At 66.1% G+C, this 17,800-nt stretch carries 21 protein-coding genes and 2 tRNA genes; 15 read left to right on the forward strand and 8 right to left on the reverse strand.

The window, feature by feature from the left end; translation table 11 throughout:
* Positions 1–24: 24 nt before the first annotated feature.
* Positions 25–639 (reverse strand): hypothetical protein, encoded by a 615-nt coding sequence (locus NDI86_RS05890; protein WP_310899476.1) that lies wholly within the window; start codon positions 637–639, stop codon positions 25–27.
* A gap of 108 nt (positions 640–747) precedes the next feature.
* Between NDI86_RS05890 and NDI86_RS05895 the strand changes: the two genes are divergently transcribed.
* The 3 genes from NDI86_RS05895 to NDI86_RS05905 all read left to right on the forward strand — a co-directional run bounded on the left by NDI86_RS05895 (position 748) and on the right by NDI86_RS05905 (position 3,056).
* On the forward strand, positions 748–1,758 hold the full coding sequence (locus NDI86_RS05895) for a hypothetical protein (protein WP_310899477.1): 1,011 nt from the start codon (positions 748–750) through the stop codon (positions 1,756–1,758).
* 37 nt (positions 1,759–1,795) lie between these two features.
* The gene (locus NDI86_RS05900; protein WP_310899478.1) at positions 1,796–2,326 is read left to right on the forward strand and encodes a CoxG family protein; all 531 of its coding nucleotides are present in this window, start codon (positions 1,796–1,798) and stop codon (positions 2,324–2,326) included.
* A gap of 67 nt (positions 2,327–2,393) precedes the next feature.
* Positions 2,394–3,056 (forward strand): flavin reductase family protein, encoded by a 663-nt coding sequence (locus NDI86_RS05905; protein ID WP_310899479.1) that lies wholly within the window; start codon positions 2,394–2,396, stop codon positions 3,054–3,056.
* Between the two features lie 9 nt (positions 3,057–3,065).
* Here NDI86_RS05905 and NDI86_RS05910 read toward each other — a convergent pair whose 3' ends face one another.
* Complete coding sequence (locus NDI86_RS05910) at positions 3,066–3,635, reverse strand: hypothetical protein (RefSeq protein ID WP_310899480.1); 570 nt, start codon at positions 3,633–3,635, stop codon at positions 3,066–3,068.
* A gap of 171 nt (positions 3,636–3,806) precedes the next feature.
* On the opposite strand from NDI86_RS05910, the gene NDI86_RS05915 reads away from it, so the two are divergent.
* From NDI86_RS05915 to NDI86_RS05925, 3 genes are read left to right on the forward strand one after another with little or no spacing between them, the layout of a single operon-like run.
* A complete protein-coding gene (locus tag NDI86_RS05915; RefSeq protein WP_310899481.1) occupies positions 3,807–5,000 on the forward strand; it encodes a hypothetical protein in 1,194 nt (397 codons plus the stop codon).
* A gap of 43 nt (positions 5,001–5,043) precedes the next feature.
* Positions 5,044–6,171 carry an ABC transporter ATP-binding protein gene (locus tag NDI86_RS05920; protein WP_310899482.1) on the forward strand — a complete coding sequence of 376 codons (1,128 nt, stop codon included), beginning with the start codon at positions 5,044–5,046 and terminating at the stop codon, positions 6,169–6,171.
* 1 nt (position 6,172) lies between these two features.
* Entirely contained in the window at positions 6,173–7,972 is a 1,800-nt protein-coding gene (locus NDI86_RS05925) for an ABC transporter permease (RefSeq protein ID WP_310899483.1), read from the forward strand.
* A 13-nt stretch (positions 7,973–7,985) separates the two neighbouring features.
* Here NDI86_RS05925 and NDI86_RS05930 read toward each other — a convergent pair whose 3' ends face one another.
* Together NDI86_RS05930 and NDI86_RS05935 are read right to left on the reverse strand one after the other, a co-directional pair.
* A complete protein-coding gene (locus tag NDI86_RS05930; protein ID WP_310899484.1) occupies positions 7,986–8,957 on the reverse strand; it encodes a substrate-binding domain-containing protein in 972 nt (323 codons plus the stop codon).
* A gap of 42 nt (positions 8,958–8,999) precedes the next feature.
* Positions 9,000–10,442: a hypothetical protein gene (locus NDI86_RS05935; RefSeq protein ID WP_310899485.1), complete on the reverse strand. Its 1,443-nt coding sequence runs from the start codon at positions 10,440–10,442 to the stop codon at positions 9,000–9,002.
* 184 nt (positions 10,443–10,626) lie between these two features.
* On the opposite strand from NDI86_RS05935, the gene NDI86_RS05940 reads away from it, so the two are divergent.
* From NDI86_RS05940 to NDI86_RS05965, 6 genes are all read left to right on the forward strand, one after another.
* Positions 10,627–11,157 (forward strand): DoxX family membrane protein, encoded by a 531-nt coding sequence (locus NDI86_RS05940; protein ID WP_310899486.1) that lies wholly within the window; start codon positions 10,627–10,629, stop codon positions 11,155–11,157.
* A 240-nt stretch (positions 11,158–11,397) separates the two neighbouring features.
* Positions 11,398–11,919 (forward strand): DoxX family protein, encoded by a 522-nt coding sequence (locus NDI86_RS05945; protein ID WP_310899487.1) that lies wholly within the window; start codon positions 11,398–11,400, stop codon positions 11,917–11,919.
* A gap of 6 nt (positions 11,920–11,925) precedes the next feature.
* Positions 11,926–12,213: a hypothetical protein gene (locus tag NDI86_RS05950; protein ID WP_310899488.1), complete on the forward strand. Its 288-nt coding sequence runs from the start codon at positions 11,926–11,928 to the stop codon at positions 12,211–12,213.
* 62 nt (positions 12,214–12,275) lie between these two features.
* Positions 12,276–12,740 carry a peroxiredoxin family protein gene (locus NDI86_RS05955; protein ID WP_310899489.1) on the forward strand — a complete coding sequence of 155 codons (465 nt, stop codon included), beginning with the start codon at positions 12,276–12,278 and terminating at the stop codon, positions 12,738–12,740.
* 38 nt (positions 12,741–12,778) lie between these two features.
* Entirely contained in the window at positions 12,779–13,432 is a 654-nt protein-coding gene (locus NDI86_RS05960) for a class I SAM-dependent methyltransferase (RefSeq protein ID WP_310899490.1), read from the forward strand.
* A 107-nt stretch (positions 13,433–13,539) separates the two neighbouring features.
* A tRNA-Gly gene (locus NDI86_RS05965) sits at positions 13,540–13,610 on the forward strand.
* Between the two features lie 269 nt (positions 13,611–13,879).
* On the opposite strand, the gene NDI86_RS05970 is transcribed toward NDI86_RS05965, so the two are convergent.
* The 3 genes from NDI86_RS05970 to NDI86_RS05980 form a co-directional block, all read right to left on the reverse strand.
* Entirely contained in the window at positions 13,880–14,239 is a 360-nt protein-coding gene (locus NDI86_RS05970; RefSeq protein WP_310899491.1) for a hypothetical protein, read from the reverse strand.
* A gap of 125 nt (positions 14,240–14,364) precedes the next feature.
* A complete protein-coding gene (locus NDI86_RS05975; RefSeq protein WP_310899492.1) occupies positions 14,365–15,177 on the reverse strand; it encodes an HD domain-containing protein in 813 nt (270 codons plus the stop codon).
* Positions 15,178–15,216: 39 nt separating this feature from the next.
* Positions 15,217–15,690 (reverse strand): redoxin domain-containing protein, encoded by a 474-nt coding sequence (locus NDI86_RS05980; RefSeq protein ID WP_310899493.1) that lies wholly within the window; start codon positions 15,688–15,690, stop codon positions 15,217–15,219.
* Positions 15,691–15,773: 83 nt separating this feature from the next.
* Here NDI86_RS05980 and NDI86_RS05985 point away from each other — a divergent pair, with 83 nt between their 5' ends.
* The 3 genes from NDI86_RS05985 to NDI86_RS05995 all read left to right on the forward strand — a co-directional run bounded on the left by NDI86_RS05985 (position 15,774) and on the right by NDI86_RS05995 (position 16,588).
* On the forward strand, positions 15,774–16,010 hold the full coding sequence (locus NDI86_RS05985) for a hypothetical protein (RefSeq protein ID WP_310899494.1): 237 nt from the start codon (positions 15,774–15,776) through the stop codon (positions 16,008–16,010).
* Positions 16,011–16,183: 173 nt separating this feature from the next.
* Positions 16,184–16,480, forward strand: a complete 297-nt coding sequence (tatA, locus tag NDI86_RS05990) for a twin-arginine translocase TatA/TatE family subunit (protein WP_417936240.1) — start codon at positions 16,184–16,186, stop codon at positions 16,478–16,480.
* Positions 16,481–16,514: 34 nt separating this feature from the next.
* Positions 16,515–16,588 (forward strand) — tRNA-Arg (locus NDI86_RS05995).
* Positions 16,589–16,960: 372 nt separating this feature from the next.
* Here the strand turns inward: NDI86_RS05995 and NDI86_RS06000 are convergent.
* On the reverse strand, positions 16,961–17,797 hold the full coding sequence (locus NDI86_RS06000) for a halocyanin domain-containing protein (RefSeq protein WP_310899495.1): 837 nt from the start codon (positions 17,795–17,797) through the stop codon (positions 16,961–16,963).
* Positions 17,798–17,800 lie beyond the last annotated feature (3 nt).

Genomic DNA, 17,800 nt, shown 5'->3' on the forward strand with positions numbered 1-17,800 from the left:
AGCTGTCGCCGTGATAGCCCACCGCTAGACGACGGTGAACTCGTCGGTGATAGTCGCTGTGTCACCCTCGTTCTCGCTCTCGACGTGTACCTCGTACTCGTAGGTGCCGGGTTCGGTGTCGGCGTCGGTCTCGATTTTCGACCCCCAGGTGTCCCGGTCGTAGGCCTCGTGTGGCCCCTCCCAGTTCAGTTCGACGGGGCCGTAGTCGGCGTTCGGGAAGGTGACGGTGACGCCGTCGACCGCGTCGGCACCCAGCGGGTCGCCCGTCGCGGGGTCGTAGATGGCCACGTGCAGACCGACCTCCATCCCGCGGGAGAAGCGACCGACGCTGGCACAGGACGTCTCCGTCTCCTCACCGCCGCCCGTGTCGCCGCTGTCGTCCGACCCGCCGTCCGAACTGTCGTCTGTCGACGTCTCGTTGGACGTGCTCGTGTTGCCGGTGGTCGTCGTCTCCGTGCTGACCGCGGGCGTCTCCACGCCGGGGTCGGTGATGTAGTTACAGCCCGCGAGGCTCACCGTCGCCCACGTGGCCGCCCCGGTCGCGACGAGGCGACGGCGCGTCATCCCACCTTTGCGCTGCTCCGTCTCCGATTCGCCGGGAACCGTCCCGTCGTCTAAATCGGCTGTGTCCCGTGGCATGTGGGTAGTATTCTATCGACTTGGCATAAATACCCAGGACTGGTTTCCCAATGATATAGAAACTGGGGGTATATTTTATATGTCGGTCTGAAAAGTAAGAGGTGTAACATGGAGCCAACTGGTCGAGAGTCGCCGACTGGCGACGCGAACGCCGAAAGCGCAGAATCACAATCGAGTGGCGGAACGACACGTCGTCGGTTACTTGTCACCGGTGCGGCCACGTGGGCGACGGTCGGCCTGGCCGGCTGTTCAGGCGGCGACGAGGGCACGCCGACCGGGAACGAGACGGCTACCGGCGAGGGGCCCGGCCCGAACCAGACGGAGCCGTCCAACTACGTCGTCACCGCGGAGACCGGGACCGGCTCCGAAGGGATACCGTCGAACGCGGCGTTCGCCTCGGCGTGTTCCGCGACCCGACGGTTCGTTCCGGGGATGCAGGTCATCTTCTACGTCGGCATCTACGACCCCGACACGGGTGACCAACTGACCGACGAGGACCTGGAGAGCGTCACCGTCAACGTCGAGGGCGGGCCAAACGTCGAGTTGGGCTGGGCCGGCGACGACGAGGAGAACCCCGCCCAGGAGTGGGCCGGTTCGTACGTCCTGCCCGAGGACGCGGAGCCCGGCACGATGCCCTACACCGTCGAGGTGACCAACGGGGACGCCAACTACCGGACGGTCGGCATCCTCGAGGACGCCTTCGAGGTCATCGAGTACTCCAACCCGACGAACTACGTGGTCACCACCGAGACGTGGTGGGACCAGCAGGCCCCCGAGGAGTCGGCCGGGTTCGTCGAGGGCTGTGCCCCCGAGCGGCAGTTCACCCAGGACATGGACGTCACGTTCGTCATCGGCGTCTACGAGGGCACGACGGGCGACATCGTCGGCAGCGACACCCTCGACTCGGTGACCATCGAATCGACCGACGGCTCGTTCGACCCGGTCGAACTCAGCTGGACGCCCGCGGGCGAAGACCAGACCGCGGAGTGGTCCGGGACGCTCGATACGGCGAATCTCAGCCCCGGCGCCTACGAGTACGAGGTCGTCGTCACCAACGGCGACGCGAACTTCTACAACGTCGGCATCGCCTCGAACCAGTTCACTATCATCGAGCTGTAACCCGGAACCGGCGCACTCCCCGCCCGATTTATCGACAATGCAAAACGACGACCCAACACAGAGAGACGAGACGGCTGCCCAGCCATCGGCGGACGAGTCAGCCACGCCAGACAGCGAACGACTCGAGTTCTCCGACACGGTCCGCGTCGAGACGACGCCCGAGGACCTCTGGGGAACCATCTCCGACCCCGCGACGCTGACCGAGTGTGTCCCGGGCGCAGAGGCAATCGAACGCGTCTCCGAGCGGCGGTACACGGTGGAGATTACGCGCGGCGTGAGTCACCTCACCGTCTCGCTGTCCGGCGAGGCCGAGTTCGTCGAGATGAACCCGCCCGAGTCAGTCCTCACGACGGCGAACGCCTTCGACTCCAAGACCGGGAGCGACTTCGACATCCTGGCCGCGATGGAGATTCAGGCGACCGAGGACGGGAGCGCGAACCTGGCCTACACCGCCGAGGTGGAAATCAGCGGCGGCGTCGCGACGATGAGCAACCGGCTGTTGCGCCCCATCGTCAAGCGCGACATCGGCACCTACTTCGACAACGTCAAGGCGGCCGTCGAGGAGTGAGCGACGCCACGCGACAGCCGGCCCACGGTGTATCGATTTATATATTCCCACTACGCAAGCGACACCCATGACAGGCCAGGACCCGACCGAACTGTTCGACGAGATATCGGAGTACGATTCGAAAGCGCTGTTCAAACCGAAGGTGGTCTCGCTGGTCGTCAGCAACGGCGAGGACGCCGGTCCGAACGTGATGACGGCGTCGTGGTACATGCTGGCCGGCTACAACCCGTTCCGCTACCTGCTGGCGGTCAGTCACAAGACCCACACCTACGAACTCATCGAGGAGAGCCAGGAGTTCGTCCTCGCCGCCCCCTCGAAGGGGATGGTCGACGCACTGACCCTCTCGGGGATGGTCAGCGGGCGCGATATCGACAAGATAGCGCACCTCGGCATCGAGACGGTCCCCGGTCAGTCGGTCGACGTGCCGCTGCTGGCCGACGCGACCGGCAACATCGAGTGTTCGGTGATGGACTCCTTCGAGTTCATGGACACGACCTACTACTTCGGGGAGGTCGAACACGCCTACGTCACGCCCGGCGGGCTCGACGGGCGGATTCTCTCGCCCGACGCCGACGTGCTGGCGTACATGGGCAGCGACTGGGGCGAGGAAGAGACCGTCTCGAAGTACCGCCACTACGCCGATATCACCGCCGACTCGATGGAGCGGTTCCCCGGCGACGAGGTCGTCGAGTCGCTCCCGGAGGCGCTTCGCGAGGAACTGTCAGAGTGACACCGCCGGTCACCATATCGCCGTCGACCGCTGGATGACGAAGTGCGGGTCGCCGTCGTCGTCGGGACTGAAGAGAAAGGAGAGAAACGGCAGCGAGTAGTCGTACCCCCCGATGTCGATGGTGTAGGGCTCCGGCGGCTCGTCGAACCGGTCGTGGTACCGGGCTATCGTCTCACGAGTCACCAGCAGGCCGTACTGCCGCCGCAGCGTCCGCTCACAGCCCGACGCCGACTGGTCGGCCGCGTGGAACCGACAGAGGTCCACGACCGGCTTCGCGTAGGCACACCCCTCGTAGAACAGTTCCGAGAGGTCCCCCTGGAACGACCGGCCACAGTCAGTACACTGGTACTGCTGGACCTCGACACCGACCTGTTCGGGCCCGTCGGCCGTGACCAGGCGCGCGACAGTCTTTCGCTCGTTCTGGTAGCCGTTCTTCCGCGAGGCGCCGGAGCCACAGTTCGGGCATGCCCGCTCCTCGCCCATCCGCTCGCCGTCGTAGCGCCGGAGTTCCTCGTGTATCGCGTTGACGAACAGCGGCGAGACGACTGGGTCGAACGGTTTCGGGTCGGGTTCGCGCATAGCCGTGCTACGGCGTCGAGCAGTATCAGACTCACGTTACGATTCGCATCCGAATATCACGTCGACATTCGCACCTCCCGTTACCGTATATCACGTCGTTATTCGCACCGAAATTCTCATCTTGCAGGAATACACAGAATCAGTTTATATACAGATGGAGTGGGTTGACCTATGACTGACCGGCGACTGGCTACCGAACGACAGCAGACCGACACGGACCGTCCCACCAATCTCTCCCGGCGAGCGATGCTGGCGACCGGGGGTGTCGCCGCCAGCGCGGCACTCGTGGGCTGTCTCGGCGGGAGCGGCGAATCGAAGGAGGGGCCGGACCCACCGTGGACGACGGAGGCGCTGGCCGAGACTATCGACGACGGTGCGACCGTGACCATCTACGCCGGGACGGGCGACGCAAAGCAGTGGCAGGACCTCGTCTCTGTCATCAACGACGAGTTCGGAACGTCGGTAGAGGCCGACGTCTTCGCCAGCGACGCCGGCCGGGTCTCCCAGCGGTTCCTCCAGGAGAACCAGACCGGCAACCACCAGGCCGACCTGGTGACGAAGGCCAACGACATCCGCGACCGCATCGTCAGCGAGGGCGCCTCGGTCGCCGAGCAGTACTACGAACTCGACCTGGACGAGAACTTCTGGTTCAACGACGTCCTGCCGGCCGAGCGCCAGCTATCCTTCATGGTGGCGGCCTACAACGGCGGGGCCGGACTCTGTCTCCCCATCAACGAGACCTACTTCGAGGAGCACGGGCTGGACTACCCGACGACGTACAACGACCTCTTCGACGGGCAGTACGAGGGGATGACGACGAAGCTGCCGGGCTACATCGTCGCCACCGAAGTCGGGTGGATAATCGACTACCACGCCGACGAGCGGGGAATGGACAACGACGAGTGGATAACGGCGCTGGCGGACCACCTGGAGTTCAGCGGGTCCAGTTCCCACACCGCCGGGGCTCGCGAGGTGGCCCAGGGGAACGCGCCGATGATGATATACAACTTCCCGTGGGTCGTGAGCCCGTTCGTCGCCGACCAGCCGCTTCGGGGGCACTTCGTCGACCCGGTCAAAAGCGACGCCCTGGCCGGCGAGATGGCTATCAATACCAACGCGCCAAATCCGTGGGTCGCGCGGTACGTCCTGAGTGCGATGCTCGAAGAGTCGGTCCAGCGGCGGATGATACCCGACGTCACCGACCAGGTGCCGGTCAGAGTGGACCTCGACTACTCACCGCAGAACCCCGACCCCTACACGCAGGCCCGCCTCAACGCCGAACTCACCACCATCGGCTTCTACGAGGACGGCGACTACGGAGTCGTCGGTCAGACCGCAAAGGACAACGGCGCCTTCGACGTGTAGCTAGCCCGAAGATGAGACACGCCACGACGGCACGGCGGGCGCGATGAGTCCACAGCCGCAACTGGCCGTTCGCGGCCTGGCAAAGCGGTTCGGGAGCGACTTCTCGGTCTCGGGCGTCGACCTGACCGTCGGCACCGACCAGGTCGTGGCCCTGCTCGGGCCGAGCGGCTGTGGCAAGACGACCGTCCTCCGCTGTATCGCCGGCGTCGAGACGCCCGACAGCGGGGAGATGCGTATCGACGGGACGACCGTCTTCGGCGACGGGGTCTCGAAGCGGCCGGAGGACCGGGACGTGGGGATGGTGTACCAGAACTACGCCGTCTGGCCTCACATGACCGTCGCGGAGAACGTCCGGTTCCCGCTGGAACACGCCGACCACGACATCCCGGCAGCGGAGTACGACGAGCGTGTCACGACCATCCTCGAACTGATGCAGATTTCCGACCTGGCCGACTCGCCGGCGACGGCGCTCAGCGGCGGGCAGAAACAGCGGGTCGCACTCGCCCGCTCGCTCGTCCACGACCCGGAGTTGCTCCTCCTCGACGAGCCGCTCTCGAACCTCGACAGCGAACTGCGCACGCAGATGCGGTACGAACTCCAGCGCGTCCAGCGGGAACTCGACATCAGTATGCTCTACGTCACACACGACCAGGAGGAGGCGTTCTATCTCGCCGACCGCGTGCTCGTGATGAACGACGGCGAGATAGTGGAGGCGGGGACGCCACGCGAGCTGTACGACCGGCCCAGTTCGCCCTTTACCCGACAGTTTCTCGGGGTCAGAAACCACTTCGCCGGTCGCGTCGAGGCGTCGCCGGCGGGCGAGCGCATCGTCCGGACGGGCGTCGTCGAGTTCGACCTGGCGAACGCTGATTTCGTCGGCGGTGAGGCGAGCGGCCAACCCGACGGTGGGGACGGTACCGCTGTCATGTGTTTCCTCCGACCCGACGACGTCGACATCGGTCAGTTCGGAGAGTCGGGCGACGGCCGCATCGAGTTGACCGGCCGCGTCGTCGCCGAGGGGATTCTGGGCGACGCCTACGAGGTGACGGTCGGGTTCGAGGACGCCGAGACCGAACTCGTCGTCCACACCGACCCCTACCGCGACTTCGAACAGGGCGACGAGGTGCGCCTTCAGATACAGCCGCGGCGCCTCCAGGTGTACGAGGTCTGAGATGAGCACCAGGGACCGACTCGCCGGAACCGTCGGGGCCGCCATCGAGACAGTCCGCAGTGTCGGCGCGGGGCGAGGACTGACTGGTCGGGGACTGTCGGCGAAACGGCTCGTTCTCGGGGTCGTCGTCGTCGCAATCGTCGTCCTGACGGTCATTCCGCTCCTCTTCCTGCTGTGGACGAGCGTCTGGTCGGGCTTTCCGGGGGAACTGGCGGCCAGTTTCACGACCGAGAACTTCGCCACGGTCTACACCGAGGGCTTTTTCGACGTCTGGGAGTTGTTCGCGAACTCGCTGGTCATCGCCGTCGGGATGACCGCCACGGGGATGGCCCTGGGGCTGACCTTCGCGTGGCTGTTCGTCCGGACGAACCTGCCGTCGAAGGGCGCGATGGAACTGGTTTTGCTCTCGGGGCAGGCCATCCCGGGGTACGTCTACGCCATCATGTACATCACGGCGTACGGCCCGGACAACGGGCTCGTCGACGGCGCTCTCCGGGAGGCAGTCGGCGTCGGCTTCCCGCTTGACATCTTCAACCCGTGGGGCATCGCCTTCGTCGTCGGCGTCAACGTCGTCCCGACGTTCTACCTGCTGACGGTGCCGGCGCTGCAGGACATGGACCCCGCCCTGGAGGAGGCGAGCCGGATTCACGGAGCGGGCGCCGTCGAGACCATCCGGTCGGTGACGCTGCCGCTCATCAAACCGGCTCTGCTCTCGGGCGCACTCGTCACCTTCCTCTACGGGCTGGGGGAGTTCGCTATCGTCGCCATCCTCGGTGCACGCAACGGCTACGACGTCTACTCGACGGCCATCTGGCGAAGTATCACGGGCGGGTTCCCGCCGGCCTACGGCGAGGCCGCGGCGCTGTCCTGTAGCCTCCTGTTGCTGACGCTCGTGCTGGTCTGGTACTACCGGACCGTCACGCGGCGCAAAGAGCAGTTCATGACGCTCTCTAGTGGGGGGACCCACGCGGGGACGTGGGACCTCGGCCGGTGGCGCCTGCCGCTGGCGGGCGCGCTCTGGGGCGTCCTGCTGTTCGTCTGGCTACTGCCCACCGTCGTCATGGTCGTCGCGTCGCTGCACGGTTCGTGGGTCGGCGAAGTCCATGTGGGGGCGCTCTCGCTGGACAACTATCGGCTCGCGCTCACCGACCCCGGACTCCGCGACGCGTTCGCCAACAGCCTGGTGGTGGCGCTGGGCGGTGCGACGCTCGGGACGGTGCTCGTCGTCGGGATGGCCTACTACACCGAGCGGACCGACGGCCGACTGGGCGGGCTCGTCGACTTCCTCTCGCTGACGCCGCTGGCGGTCCCCGGCATCATCATGGGCTCTAGCCTGCTGTTTACCTTTCTCTGGGTCGGCCAACTGCTCCCCTTCCTGAACCTCTATGGAACGGTGACCATCATCGCTGTCGGCTGTGTCGTCGTCTTCCTGCCCGTCGCCTCCCGCATCGCTATCGGGAACATCGTCCAGGTCCACGCTGAACTCGAAGAGGCCGGGCGTATCGCCGGCGCGTCGTGGCTCGGCCAGATGCGCGCCATCTTCCTCCCGCTGTTTCGCAACTCCGCGGCCGTCATCTGGTTCTTCCTCGCGATTCACGTCTTCCAGTTGCTGTCGATTCCGCTGATGACTTACACCACCGACACGGTCGTGATTCCCGTCAAACTGTTCGAACTGTACATGTACCGGCCGAACATCGAACTCGTCTCGGCCATCTCCACTATCTTCATCGGGCTGACGGTGGCGCTGGTGGTCGCGTTGCGCTACCTCGGTATCCGGTTCTACGAACTCGGGACGCGGTAGCGACCGAACGGCGCTACGCGAAATACGGCGTGTCGAGGTGGTCGGTCGCGAAGAGGTCGGCCACGTCGTACCGTTCGCTCGCGATACCCTGCTCGTGGGCGTACTCGACCAGCGTCTCGACGGTCGTGACGTTGCCCTCGGTGAGGCCGTACTCCCAGGGGTCCTCGCCCAGCACCGCGCGCTGCTCGTCGGTGTAGACGTCGGCCCAGACGAGCGGCAGTTCCCGCGGCCGGTCCAGCGCCGACAGCCCGAGTTCCTTGGCCTCGCGGAAGGCGTCGAAGAGGCTCTGGGCGACCCACGGCTCCTCGCGGAGCAGCCGGTCTTCGAGGACGATAGCGTGCATGATGGGGAAGATGCCGGTCTCGCGGTAGTAGCTCTGCTCGACGCCCTTGGCGTCCTCGAACAGGCGGGTCGCGGTCGTCCCGTCCACGTCGACCGGATGGAAGACGGCGTCTAGTTCGCCCGCTTCGAGCATATCGGTCAGCATCCCGACCATCGACGTCTGTGCGTCGAGATACTCGACGTCGTAGCGGTCTGGCACGTCGACGTCGACGATTTCGGCGCCGCCGGCGACCCACTCGACAGTGGAGAGGTCGACCCCGTAGCGGTCGGCGAGGACGCCGCGTTGCCAGATACCGGTCGTCGTCTGCCAGTTGACGATACCGACGCGCTTGCCCGCCACGTCGGCCGGCTCGTCGATACCGGCGTGGGGGCTCGTGTACATGTACGCGTGGCGGAACTTCCGGAAGGGGAAGACGGGGATGGCGGTAAAGGGGTAGCGGTCGGCGTCGGCTCGGGTCGCCAGGTAGGTCCCCATCGACAGCTCGCAGGCGTCGAACTCCCGGCCGTGGACCATCCTGGAAAAGCGCGTCGGATTGGGGTAGTTCACCACCGTCAGGTCCACGCCCTGGGGCTCTACGCGCCCGTCCCAGAGCGGTTGCGTCCAGGCGTAGTCGTGGCAGGCGAGGGTGATATCGAGCGTCATGTGTCGGGAATACGGGGGACGGGAGTTCGTCCTGTCGGTTCCTCAGTCCTCGGTAATCTCGAAGGCCATGTGGTAGGCCGGGAGCGGGCGAACCGGGTGGTTGTCCAGATACGACAGGTGCGGGCGGAGTTCGAAGTCCGGTTCGTCCTGTTGCACCTCGAAGAGACACGGATAGGCGTCGATGAAGTGCCAACCGGGCTCGCCGCTGGCGGGCAGTTCCAGTTTGACGATGCCGCCGCCGTCGTTGTCGGTCAGCCCGCAGACGTAGCCCAGCGGCTTGTTGTCATAGAGGAAGTACGGCGCGTTCTCGTACACCGGCCAGCCGACGCCGGAGAGCTCTATCTCGATGGTCGTCCCGACCGGCCCGCTCGTCGGCGAGAACGTCTCGATAGAGGGCTGCATCATGAAGCCGGTGACCGCCACCTCGCGCCCGCCCACGGCGGCCGTGATGGGTCTGGTCGACCCCTCGCCGTGCGGGATAGTGAACTCCGTCTGGAACCGGCCGTCCTCGTCGGTAGTGACCGTCGGGAGCATCTCCGGTTTCGGCTCCGGCGTGATGGGGATACCCTTGACGCGGTGGCCCTCGTGGCGGTACCAGATGAGGTTCACTTCCTCCTCGGCCGGGAAGTTCTCGCCGCTGATGAACGCCGTCGTGCCGGGCTGGCCCGACGTGGGCGTGATGGACAGTTCGGCCTCGGTGTCCTCGACGTCCGGGTAGTGGAGCGCGATGGGGCTCTCGTCCAGTTGCGCGTCGAGCCACGCGCTCTCGGGCGGTTGCTCCGGCTCGGTGACCTCGACGACCCACTGGGACTGGCGCCCGTCGGCGACGGGGCCGTACGGCGACTGGGTGTTGTTCTGCAGGTAGGGCACCCCGCGGTAGTTACGCCACACCTGCAGCGTGTGCTTGCCCACCGGCCCGACCGCGCGAATCTGCGCGGTCGCCGTCCCGCGGTTCATCACGCCGGTCATGAACCCCACGTTGCCGTTGTCCCAGGCGACCTGGTAGTTGTTCGTGACGACGTTGGGGCCGATGCCGTAGCCCGTGATGGTGAAGAAGTCACCGAGCGGCACCGACTGCTGGTCGAGTTCGAACCACGGCAGGATAGTGTACTCGGCCGTGGCGACGGTCGTGTCGCCGTCGCGGACCTCGATGCGGTGGGCGCCGCCGTAGTCCTCCCTGACCATCCACTCCTCGTCGAACGTGCCGTCCTCGTCCGTCCGGACAGTCGCGATGGTCTCCTTCCGGGGCTGATACTGCGGCCCGACTATCTCGTTGGCCTCTAGGACCCCCCAGCGACCGTCCGTCGAGTTCCACCGGAGTTCGTACTGTTCCCCGGCGGGGAAGTTCCGGCCCTGAAACGTTATGGTGTCGCCGACGTACCCCTCCTCCTCGCTGACGACCAACGTCCCGGTAGACTCGCTACCGCGTCGGTGTTTTCGGAGCGACTGTTCGAGTTCCTGGGATATCCCTGACTCGTCGTCCATGGCTCAGTGTTACGCAACCGGTATAATAAATCCGACCAGTGGTTCTCATATCCCAGGAACGCGGCCAGTCGGTTTTCCGGACCGCTCGGTCGACGGCGCTTTGGTGACTCCTTCTGACAGCGTAGTTCCCAACTGGTGAGAAAGGGGGGTGAGACTTATTGCGATGTCGGTGAGATTTAGTCATATGGCATCCCGAGTCCTCGAATCCGAGTTGTTCGGTTTCGACGTGGAGTTCGCTTACTCCGAGCACTGGATTGGTTACTCCCTCCTGGGGTTACGGCTGATAATGGGGTGGTCCTTCTTCTATGCGGGCATCACGAAGGTCATCGACCCCAACTGGAGCGTCCGTGGTTTCCTGCTCTACGGGATTCCGGAGGGGAACCCGTTCGTGAGCATGTGGACCACGATGGCGAACGACTGGGCGTGGCTGCTCACCCCACTCAATCAGGTCGGCCTGACGCTTATCGGCTTGGCGCTGATACTGGGCCTGTTCGTCCGGTTGTCCGCGTTCTGGGGCGCGGTGATGATGCTGTTCTACTGGATGGCATCCTACCCGTTCGAGAACTCCTTCCTCATCGACTACCACATGGTCTACGTGTTCATCCTGTTCGGGCTCGGCGCCTTCGGAACCGGCCGAATCCTCGGCGTCGACGCGTGGCTGGAAAAGCAGGAACTGGTCCAGAAGAACCCGCGGCTGCGACTGTTCCTCGGATAGGCCGGTCCAGTCCCTCTCGCTCCCGTTCGACACCGACCGTGTCGACCCGGCACTGTCGCTTCGGAGACCGTTCGGCTGTGACGTGCAGACGGGACTCTCTCTACCCGGACCGCTCAGGATGTGTTCCTCGTCTGGAGTTGGTGTCGTGTGACAAAGTATCGTCGACGGGTTTCCAGACGAGTGAGAACGCGCATCGAGTTATATGCGGATTCCCGCCGCACGTCCACATGTGAGGTGCCGATGAACTACCAACAGACCCCACTGACCGACACCGTCGACGTGGAACTGGACGGGCCGTGGACGCAGTACTGGCTGGCGTTCCTGCGGCTCGTGACCGGCTGGTTCTTCTTCCACGCCGGGATAACGAAGGTCATCGAGAACGGGCTGGCCTTCGCCGCCGGCCCGGCCTACCTGAAGGGGATGACCGGGACGGCGCTGGGCCCTATCCCGGTCTGGATGGGGCAGAACTTAGCCTGGTTCATCGAGCCCGGCGTCCCCCTCTTCGAGACGCTCATCGGACTGGCGCTGATGGTCGGCGCGCTGACCCGCCTCGCGGCCGTGGGCGGGGTCATCTTCATGACCCTGTTCTGGGTCGGCAACGCCGGGTTCGGCCACGGACTGGTCAACGCCGACCTCATGGCCCTGCTGCTGTTCGTCACCGTCATCGTCGCCGGCGCCGGCCGCTACTACGGCGTCGACGGCGTCCTCGAAGGCACGGCGCTCGTCAAGCGACACCCGAAACTGCGCTACCTCATGGGGTGAGAAAAAATGACTGACAGAATCCGAACGGCGGCGATGGCACTGGGCGGCGGACTGATGGCGCTTGGCATCGTGGGCCTGGGCCTCGTCGAGGTGCTCGCGGGCAAGCCCTACGGCGCGGCGCCACTGACCAACGAGGCCGGCGCGGTCGTCGCGACGCCGGCGGTCGACCCCGTCCTCCGGACGGGGCTGGTGCTGGCCGGGCTGGCCGTGCTGGGCCTCTACGGGGCCTACGCGGCCATCACGGCCGAGGAGACCGTCGAACAGGCCCACGCGGCCGAGACGATGGCGGACTGACCGTCGAGTGGACGGCGACCGATTGGGCGACCACTTTTCTCGCTGTCGCTGCTCTATCGGGTATGCTCGACGTGGGCGACCCGGCACCCGATTTCGACCTCGACGGGACCGACGGACAGACCGCCGGCGCGTATCGGCTCTCGGCCGCGGCCAGCCGAGCGCCGGTGCTCGTGGCCTTCTACACGGCGGATTTCCAACCCCGGTGTCGGGCGTATCTCGAAGCCCTCCGGGACACTGACTGGGGGGCGTTGACCGACGCCATCGCCGTCTTCGGCGTCGCGCCCGGGACCGTCGAGGACCACCGCGAGTTCGCCGCCGACCTCGGACTGCCGTTCCCGTTGCTGGTCGACCACCCCGGCGTCGACGGCCAGTTCGGCGTCCAGCGACCCGACGGCTCGACGCGCCGGGCGGCCTTCCTCGTCGACCGCCGGTGTCGCGTCGCGTTCACGTGGGCGGACTCGGAACCGGACCGCGGGACGGGGACGCCCGACATCGACCCCGTCCGCTCGGCCGTCGCCCGGCTCTGAGTGGAAAGCGGTAAGCGCCCGCCGCCGCCACACCAATCATGGACCGCTCCCGGGCCGGCGTCCGCCGGACGTACGAGCGCATCGGCGCTCACTTCTCGAAGACCCGCGAGTACGCCTGGCCCGAGGTCGAGGCGTTCGTCGACGACGCGTCCGCGAGCGAGACGGCGCTGGATATCGGCTGTGGTAACGGCCGCCACGCGGAGTTGCTCGCCGACGCGGCCGACCGCGTCGTCGGGCTGGACGCCTCTCGGGCGCTCCTCTCGGCGGCCACCGACCGCGTCGGTGACCGCGCCGCGCTCGTGCTGGGTGACGCCGCCCGCCTGCCCCTGGCCGACGACTGCGTCGACCTGGCCGTCTACGTCGCGACGCTGCACCACCTCCCGTCGGCCGACGACCGGCGCGCGAGCCTGGACGAACTCGCCCGCGTGCTCGGACCCGACGGCCGCGCCCTCGTCAGCGTCTGGAGCACCGCTCACGACCGCTTCGACGCCGCTGAAGACGCCGAGACGGGCTTCGACACCACCGTCGACTGGACGCTCCCGGGCGGCGAGACGGTGCCCCGCTTTTACCACATCTACGCCCCTGCGGAGTTCGAGCGGGAACTGGCCGCGAGCGGGCTGGCGACCGAGTCGTTCGAGCTCTCCAGTGGCAACTGCTACGCCGTCGTCCGGTCCGAAGGGAAAGGTCCTTAATCACCTTCGGTCTATCACCGAGTACACGCGTTCGAACTGGCGGCGGTGGTGCGCAGTTCCGAAGGAACTGCGAATCTCGCCGCACGACCGAGCGCAGTGAGCGACGTGCGGCGGTGGTCTAGTGGTAGGACCTGAGCCTTCCAAGCTCATGGCCCGGGTTCAAATCCCGGTCGCCGCATTCTGCGAGGAACGGACGTGACGAGCGGATGCGCAACTCGGCGATTTGAACCCTACGAGTCGCAGTGCGCACAGCGAACGGAGTGAGCGAGCACAACCGTCTCGGTCCGGTTCAAATCCCGGTCGCCGCATTTTGCTGCGAGCAACACGCGAGCAGCAAATGCTGAACAACGGGATTCGAATCACGCGAGACGCCGTCGGCGTCTCTCGACGTTCGCCGCTCTCTCCGACGACCGGTTCGCGAGCAGTAGCTATCGCGGCAAAATCCGGCTACCGCTCGACGGGCTCCCACGTGTCGGAGCTGATGGTCGCGTCGGGGTTGTCGACGGCTTCGACGGTGAGCGTGTCGTCGGTTTCGGTGCTGACCACCTCGACCTCACCGGTCGCCGAGCCCGCGGGGAGCGTGGCCGGCGCTTTCCGCTCGGACGACCGCTCGCGCTCGGTGGCGTCGAGCGTCGGTTCCGACCGGTCGTCGTCCCGGTCGCTCGCCAGCGCGGAGACGCCGGGGAGCGCCAGCAGCGCGGCCTTGCATCCGGACAGGAAGCGACCGAGTAGAGAGGCGTCTTCCGGGCCATCGCCGGGGCTGTTCGGCCCGTCACCCCGCGGCTGGTCGAGGGGTATGAGACTCATAAACACGGGTAGGGCTCGCCGCTACTAAACAGTTATGTCGCTCACACGTTCCGGCGTTCACAGGGGGTGACGAAGTGGTGAGCAGACGGCAGGCCAGCAGCACGGCGGACCCCGAACGGCTCCCCTCAGAGTTCGATGCGCTCGACGATTCGGTCGCCGTTCTCGTGGCTGTTGAGCGCCACGATACGGATGCTGTCTTCGAGGCCGGAGTCGGTCAGTTTGGCCTTGAGGAGGTTGTCGACCTGGTAGACGCCGGCGGCGTTGTTCATCTCGATTTCGACCAGCACCGGGTAGTCCCCCCCGTTCGTGAGCGTCACCGTCTCGATGGCCTGACTGGAGACCGTGTTGATGCCGCGGCCGCCCCGTTCGTAGGGGATGCGCGAGCGACCCCGCTCCATGTCCAGCGCGTCGGCGACGCGGACGACGCCCGCCTCCAGGGTCAGCGGCTTTTCCTCGGTGTGGTGACAGAGGATGGCGTGGAGGACCTCGCCTTTGACCCGAACGCGCTCGGCGACGTCGTAGTACGGGTCGAGCAGGCGGTCCAGCAGGTCCGCGGCGAGGGGAATCGAGTAGTAGGGGTGTTCGTCGCGGTGGACGACGTGGCCGATGTCGTGCAGCGTCGCCGCGAGCGCGACGATGACTGCCTCGTCCGCTTCGTCCAGGTCCTGTTCGGCCGCGCCGTTGAACTCGACGCCGCCCTCCTTGAGGAGGTCGTAGAGACACAGCGCCCGGTTCCGGACGATGCTGATGTGCTTGGTCCCGTGGTCGTTGTAGCGCATGCGGGTCACGGGATTGACGTTCTGGGCTTCGAGGTACGCCTGCACTTCCTCGTCGGCGGCCAGCGTGCCGAGCACGTCGTTGACCCGCTCGTCCGGGAACGCGTGGTCGCCGTCGGGGTCGTAGACACGCCCGCCGGCCTCGCTGTCGGTCTCGCTCATGGGGTCACTACGCGGGGCCAGCGAGAAAAACCCGGGCTTTCAGCTGTCCGCGACGGCCGCGACCACGTCGTCGTAGTCGGGTTCGACGCCGGGGTCGTCGGTGACCCAGGCGTACGTGATACGGCGGTCCTCGTCGACGACGAACACCGCCCGCTTGGCGAGGTCGTGCACCCCCAGCGCCGTAAAGTCCATCTTGACGTCGTAGGCGTCGACGATGTCGCGGTCGGTGTCGCTGACGAGGGCGAAATCGAGGCCCACCTCCTCGCGGAAGGCGTTCTGGGCGAAGGGCGTGTCGATGCTGACGCCGTAGAGGGAGACCCCAGCGTCGGCCAACTCGTCGAGGCGGTCGTCGAACGTCTCTAACTCCGTGCTACAGACGCTCGTGAACGCCCCCGGGAAGAACGCGAGCACGACGGGCCCGTCCGCGACGGCGTCGGAGAGGGTAATCTCGGCTACGTCGCCGTTCGCCAGCGGTGCGGTGAAATCCGGGGCTTCGTCGCCGACTGAAACCATACGGCCGGTTCGGGGTTCGAGACGGATGAGTCCCGTGATTGTCGCGGCGTCGTTTAAGTACTAGTCGGCCCATAGTGAGCTGTATGCCCGACACGATGGAGGTCTACACAGGTATCGAGGTGACGGTCGAACACGTCTCGACGCTGGCCAACGGCGGCGCCCGGTTCAACATCACTGCCGAAGACGGCCGGAAGTGGCAGATCGACCTCACACGCGGCGGCGAAACGGAGGTCGTGACCACCTGGCGTGACGGCACGCTCGCGGACCTCGACGTACCGGAGTGGCTCGACGACGTCACCGCGCGACTCGTCCAGCAGTAGGGCGCCGGCGTGGCACGAGCTACCATGGCAGGGCCGGCAAAAGGTTGATATCGGGTCCGTAACGGCCCGTCCGAAACGCCGAATTTAGCGATTTCACACCCTCTAAAAGTCTGTTCAGGAATCCACGGGCAGACAAAAAGACTATAATAGCAACCACGTAATTTCCCATCACAATGTCAGGGACCATCGTACCACTGTTCCCCGGGGTGCCCGGCGGGGTGGAGCTGCTAGTCATCCTCCTCATCGCCGTCCTCCTGTTCGGCGCGAACAAGATTCCGAAGCTCGCTCGCTCGACCGGCGAAGCGATGGGCGAGTTCCAGAAGGGTCGCGAGGAAGTCGAGCAGGAACTCGAAGAGATGCGCGAAGGCGCGACCGGGGGGTCGTCGGCCGCCGACGAGGCCGCGACCGAGACCGACTCCGCCGCGGCCGAGACGACCGAAGAGACGACGACCGAATCCAGCAGCAACTGAGCGGCGTTCTCCGACTTTTTCAGCCGTCACGTGCGGGCGTGTGGCCTAGTGGACGAGGGCGAGGGGTTCCTAACCCCTAGAGCGCGGGTTCGAATCCCGCCACGCCCGTTCTGCTCCGAACGAATGTGAGGAGCGAACGGGCCCGGAGTTCGAACCCTGCAAGTCGCAGCGGCCGAACGAAGTGAGGCCGACCGTCTTGCTCCGGTTCGAATCCCGAGCGACGCCACGGCGTCGCTCGATGGTCGCGAAACCTCCGGTTTCGCTCACTCCCGCCACGCCCGTCTCGTTCGTTACACTCACTCGGCGGGCGTGGCGTAGTTCGCAAGCGCTGTGCGTTTGCTCACTCCCGCCACGCCCGTGCAGCGAACCGACGAGCGAAGCGGTGACTGAACCGGCACGACTGGATTCTAATCGGGGAACGGACGTGAGGTGCCGGCGGACACGGGGACTCGAATCACGCGAGACGAGCGAGGCGGCCGCTTACTCCACGACGATGGCGCCTCGCATGCCGAGCGCCTGGTGTGGCAGACAGCTGTACAGATACTGGCCCGTGTCGTCGAACGTGTGCTCGAACGTCGCGCTGGCCTCGGAAGCGACTTCCCCGGAGTCGATGTCGTGGTTCTCGAAGACGACGTTGTGGCCGCCGCCCTCGCCGGTCCACTCCCACTGGACCGTGTCGCCGGTTCCGATTCGGAGGACGGGCGGGTCGAACGCGAACGCGCCGCCGTTGCCCTCGGCGCCGACGGTGACGGTCGTCGTGTCCCGGTCCGTGCGGTCGACGACGGTGCCGTCGAAGTTGCTGGCCGCGGCCATCCACTCGTCGACGGCGTCGTAGCCGGTAGTCGGCGGCTCGGCGACGATGACGGCGCCTTTCATCCCCTCGTCGCGGTGGGGCTCGCTGACGAAGGCGTGTTCGCCGGGTTCGGAGAAGACGTACTCGTAGCAGGTGCCCTGCTGGGCGTTCGTCCGGCCGCTGTCGAAGGTTCCGTCGAGGGCGACGACGTTCTGCTGGCCGCCGTGGCCGGTCCACTCCCAGGTGACGTTCGTCCCCGGTGCGATTTCGATGACCGGCGGTGCGAAGGCCATCCCGTCGTCTGTCTCCTCGCCGACGCTGATACTGGGACGGGAGTTCGGGCCAAAGCGGCGCGGGTCGCCGTCGTAGCCGTTAGCGTCCTCGAGCCACGTGTCGAGGTCCTCCGGCGCTGACGTGGGGTCGCGCTCGGTCGGTGTCTCCGCCTCGGAATCCGTCGGCGTACCGCCTTGCGCGTCGGTCTCTGTCGGTGTGCCACTTTGCCCGTCGGTCGAGCCGCTGGACACGCA

The sequence above is a fragment of the Haloarcula onubensis genome (assembly GCF_031624605.1).
Classification (GTDB): Archaea; Halobacteriota; Halobacteria; order Halobacteriales; family Haloarculaceae; genus Haloarcula; species Haloarcula onubensis.

Excerpts from the sequence above, each read along its gene's own strand:
- NDI86_RS05890 (WP_310899476.1), bottom strand. The coding sequence starts at position 639 with ATGCCACGGGACACAGCCGATTTAGACGACGGGACGGTTCCCGGCGAA.
- NDI86_RS05895 (WP_310899477.1), top strand. The coding sequence starts at position 748 with ATGGAGCCAACTGGTCGAGAGTCGCCGACTGGCGACGCGAACGCCGAA.
- NDI86_RS05900 (WP_310899478.1), top strand. The coding sequence starts at position 1,796 with ATGCAAAACGACGACCCAACACAGAGAGACGAGACGGCTGCCCAGCCA.
- NDI86_RS05905 (WP_310899479.1), top strand. The coding sequence starts at position 2,394 with ATGACAGGCCAGGACCCGACCGAACTGTTCGACGAGATATCGGAGTAC.
- NDI86_RS05910 (WP_310899480.1), bottom strand. The coding sequence starts at position 3,635 with ATGCGCGAACCCGACCCGAAACCGTTCGACCCAGTCGTCTCGCCGCTG.
- NDI86_RS05915 (WP_310899481.1), top strand. The coding sequence starts at position 3,807 with ATGACTGACCGGCGACTGGCTACCGAACGACAGCAGACCGACACGGAC.
- NDI86_RS05920 (WP_310899482.1), top strand. The coding sequence starts at position 5,044 with ATGAGTCCACAGCCGCAACTGGCCGTTCGCGGCCTGGCAAAGCGGTTC.
- NDI86_RS05925 (WP_310899483.1), top strand. The coding sequence starts at position 6,173 with ATGAGCACCAGGGACCGACTCGCCGGAACCGTCGGGGCCGCCATCGAG.
- NDI86_RS05930 (WP_310899484.1), bottom strand. The coding sequence starts at position 8,957 with ATGACGCTCGATATCACCCTCGCCTGCCACGACTACGCCTGGACGCAA.
- NDI86_RS05935 (WP_310899485.1), bottom strand. The coding sequence starts at position 10,442 with ATGGACGACGAGTCAGGGATATCCCAGGAACTCGAACAGTCGCTCCGA.
- NDI86_RS05940 (WP_310899486.1), top strand. The coding sequence starts at position 10,627 with ATGGCATCCCGAGTCCTCGAATCCGAGTTGTTCGGTTTCGACGTGGAG.
- NDI86_RS05945 (WP_310899487.1), top strand. The coding sequence starts at position 11,398 with ATGAACTACCAACAGACCCCACTGACCGACACCGTCGACGTGGAACTG.
- NDI86_RS05950 (WP_310899488.1), top strand. The coding sequence starts at position 11,926 with ATGACTGACAGAATCCGAACGGCGGCGATGGCACTGGGCGGCGGACTG.
- NDI86_RS05955 (WP_310899489.1), top strand. The coding sequence starts at position 12,276 with ATGCTCGACGTGGGCGACCCGGCACCCGATTTCGACCTCGACGGGACC.
- NDI86_RS05960 (WP_310899490.1), top strand. The coding sequence starts at position 12,779 with ATGGACCGCTCCCGGGCCGGCGTCCGCCGGACGTACGAGCGCATCGGC.
- NDI86_RS05970 (WP_310899491.1), bottom strand. The coding sequence starts at position 14,239 with ATGAGTCTCATACCCCTCGACCAGCCGCGGGGTGACGGGCCGAACAGC.
- NDI86_RS05975 (WP_310899492.1), bottom strand. The coding sequence starts at position 15,177 with ATGAGCGAGACCGACAGCGAGGCCGGCGGGCGTGTCTACGACCCCGAC.
- NDI86_RS05980 (WP_310899493.1), bottom strand. The coding sequence starts at position 15,690 with ATGGTTTCAGTCGGCGACGAAGCCCCGGATTTCACCGCACCGCTGGCG.
- NDI86_RS05985 (WP_310899494.1), top strand. The coding sequence starts at position 15,774 with ATGCCCGACACGATGGAGGTCTACACAGGTATCGAGGTGACGGTCGAA.
- tatA (WP_417936240.1), top strand. The coding sequence starts at position 16,184 with ATGTCAGGGACCATCGTACCACTGTTCCCCGGGGTGCCCGGCGGGGTG.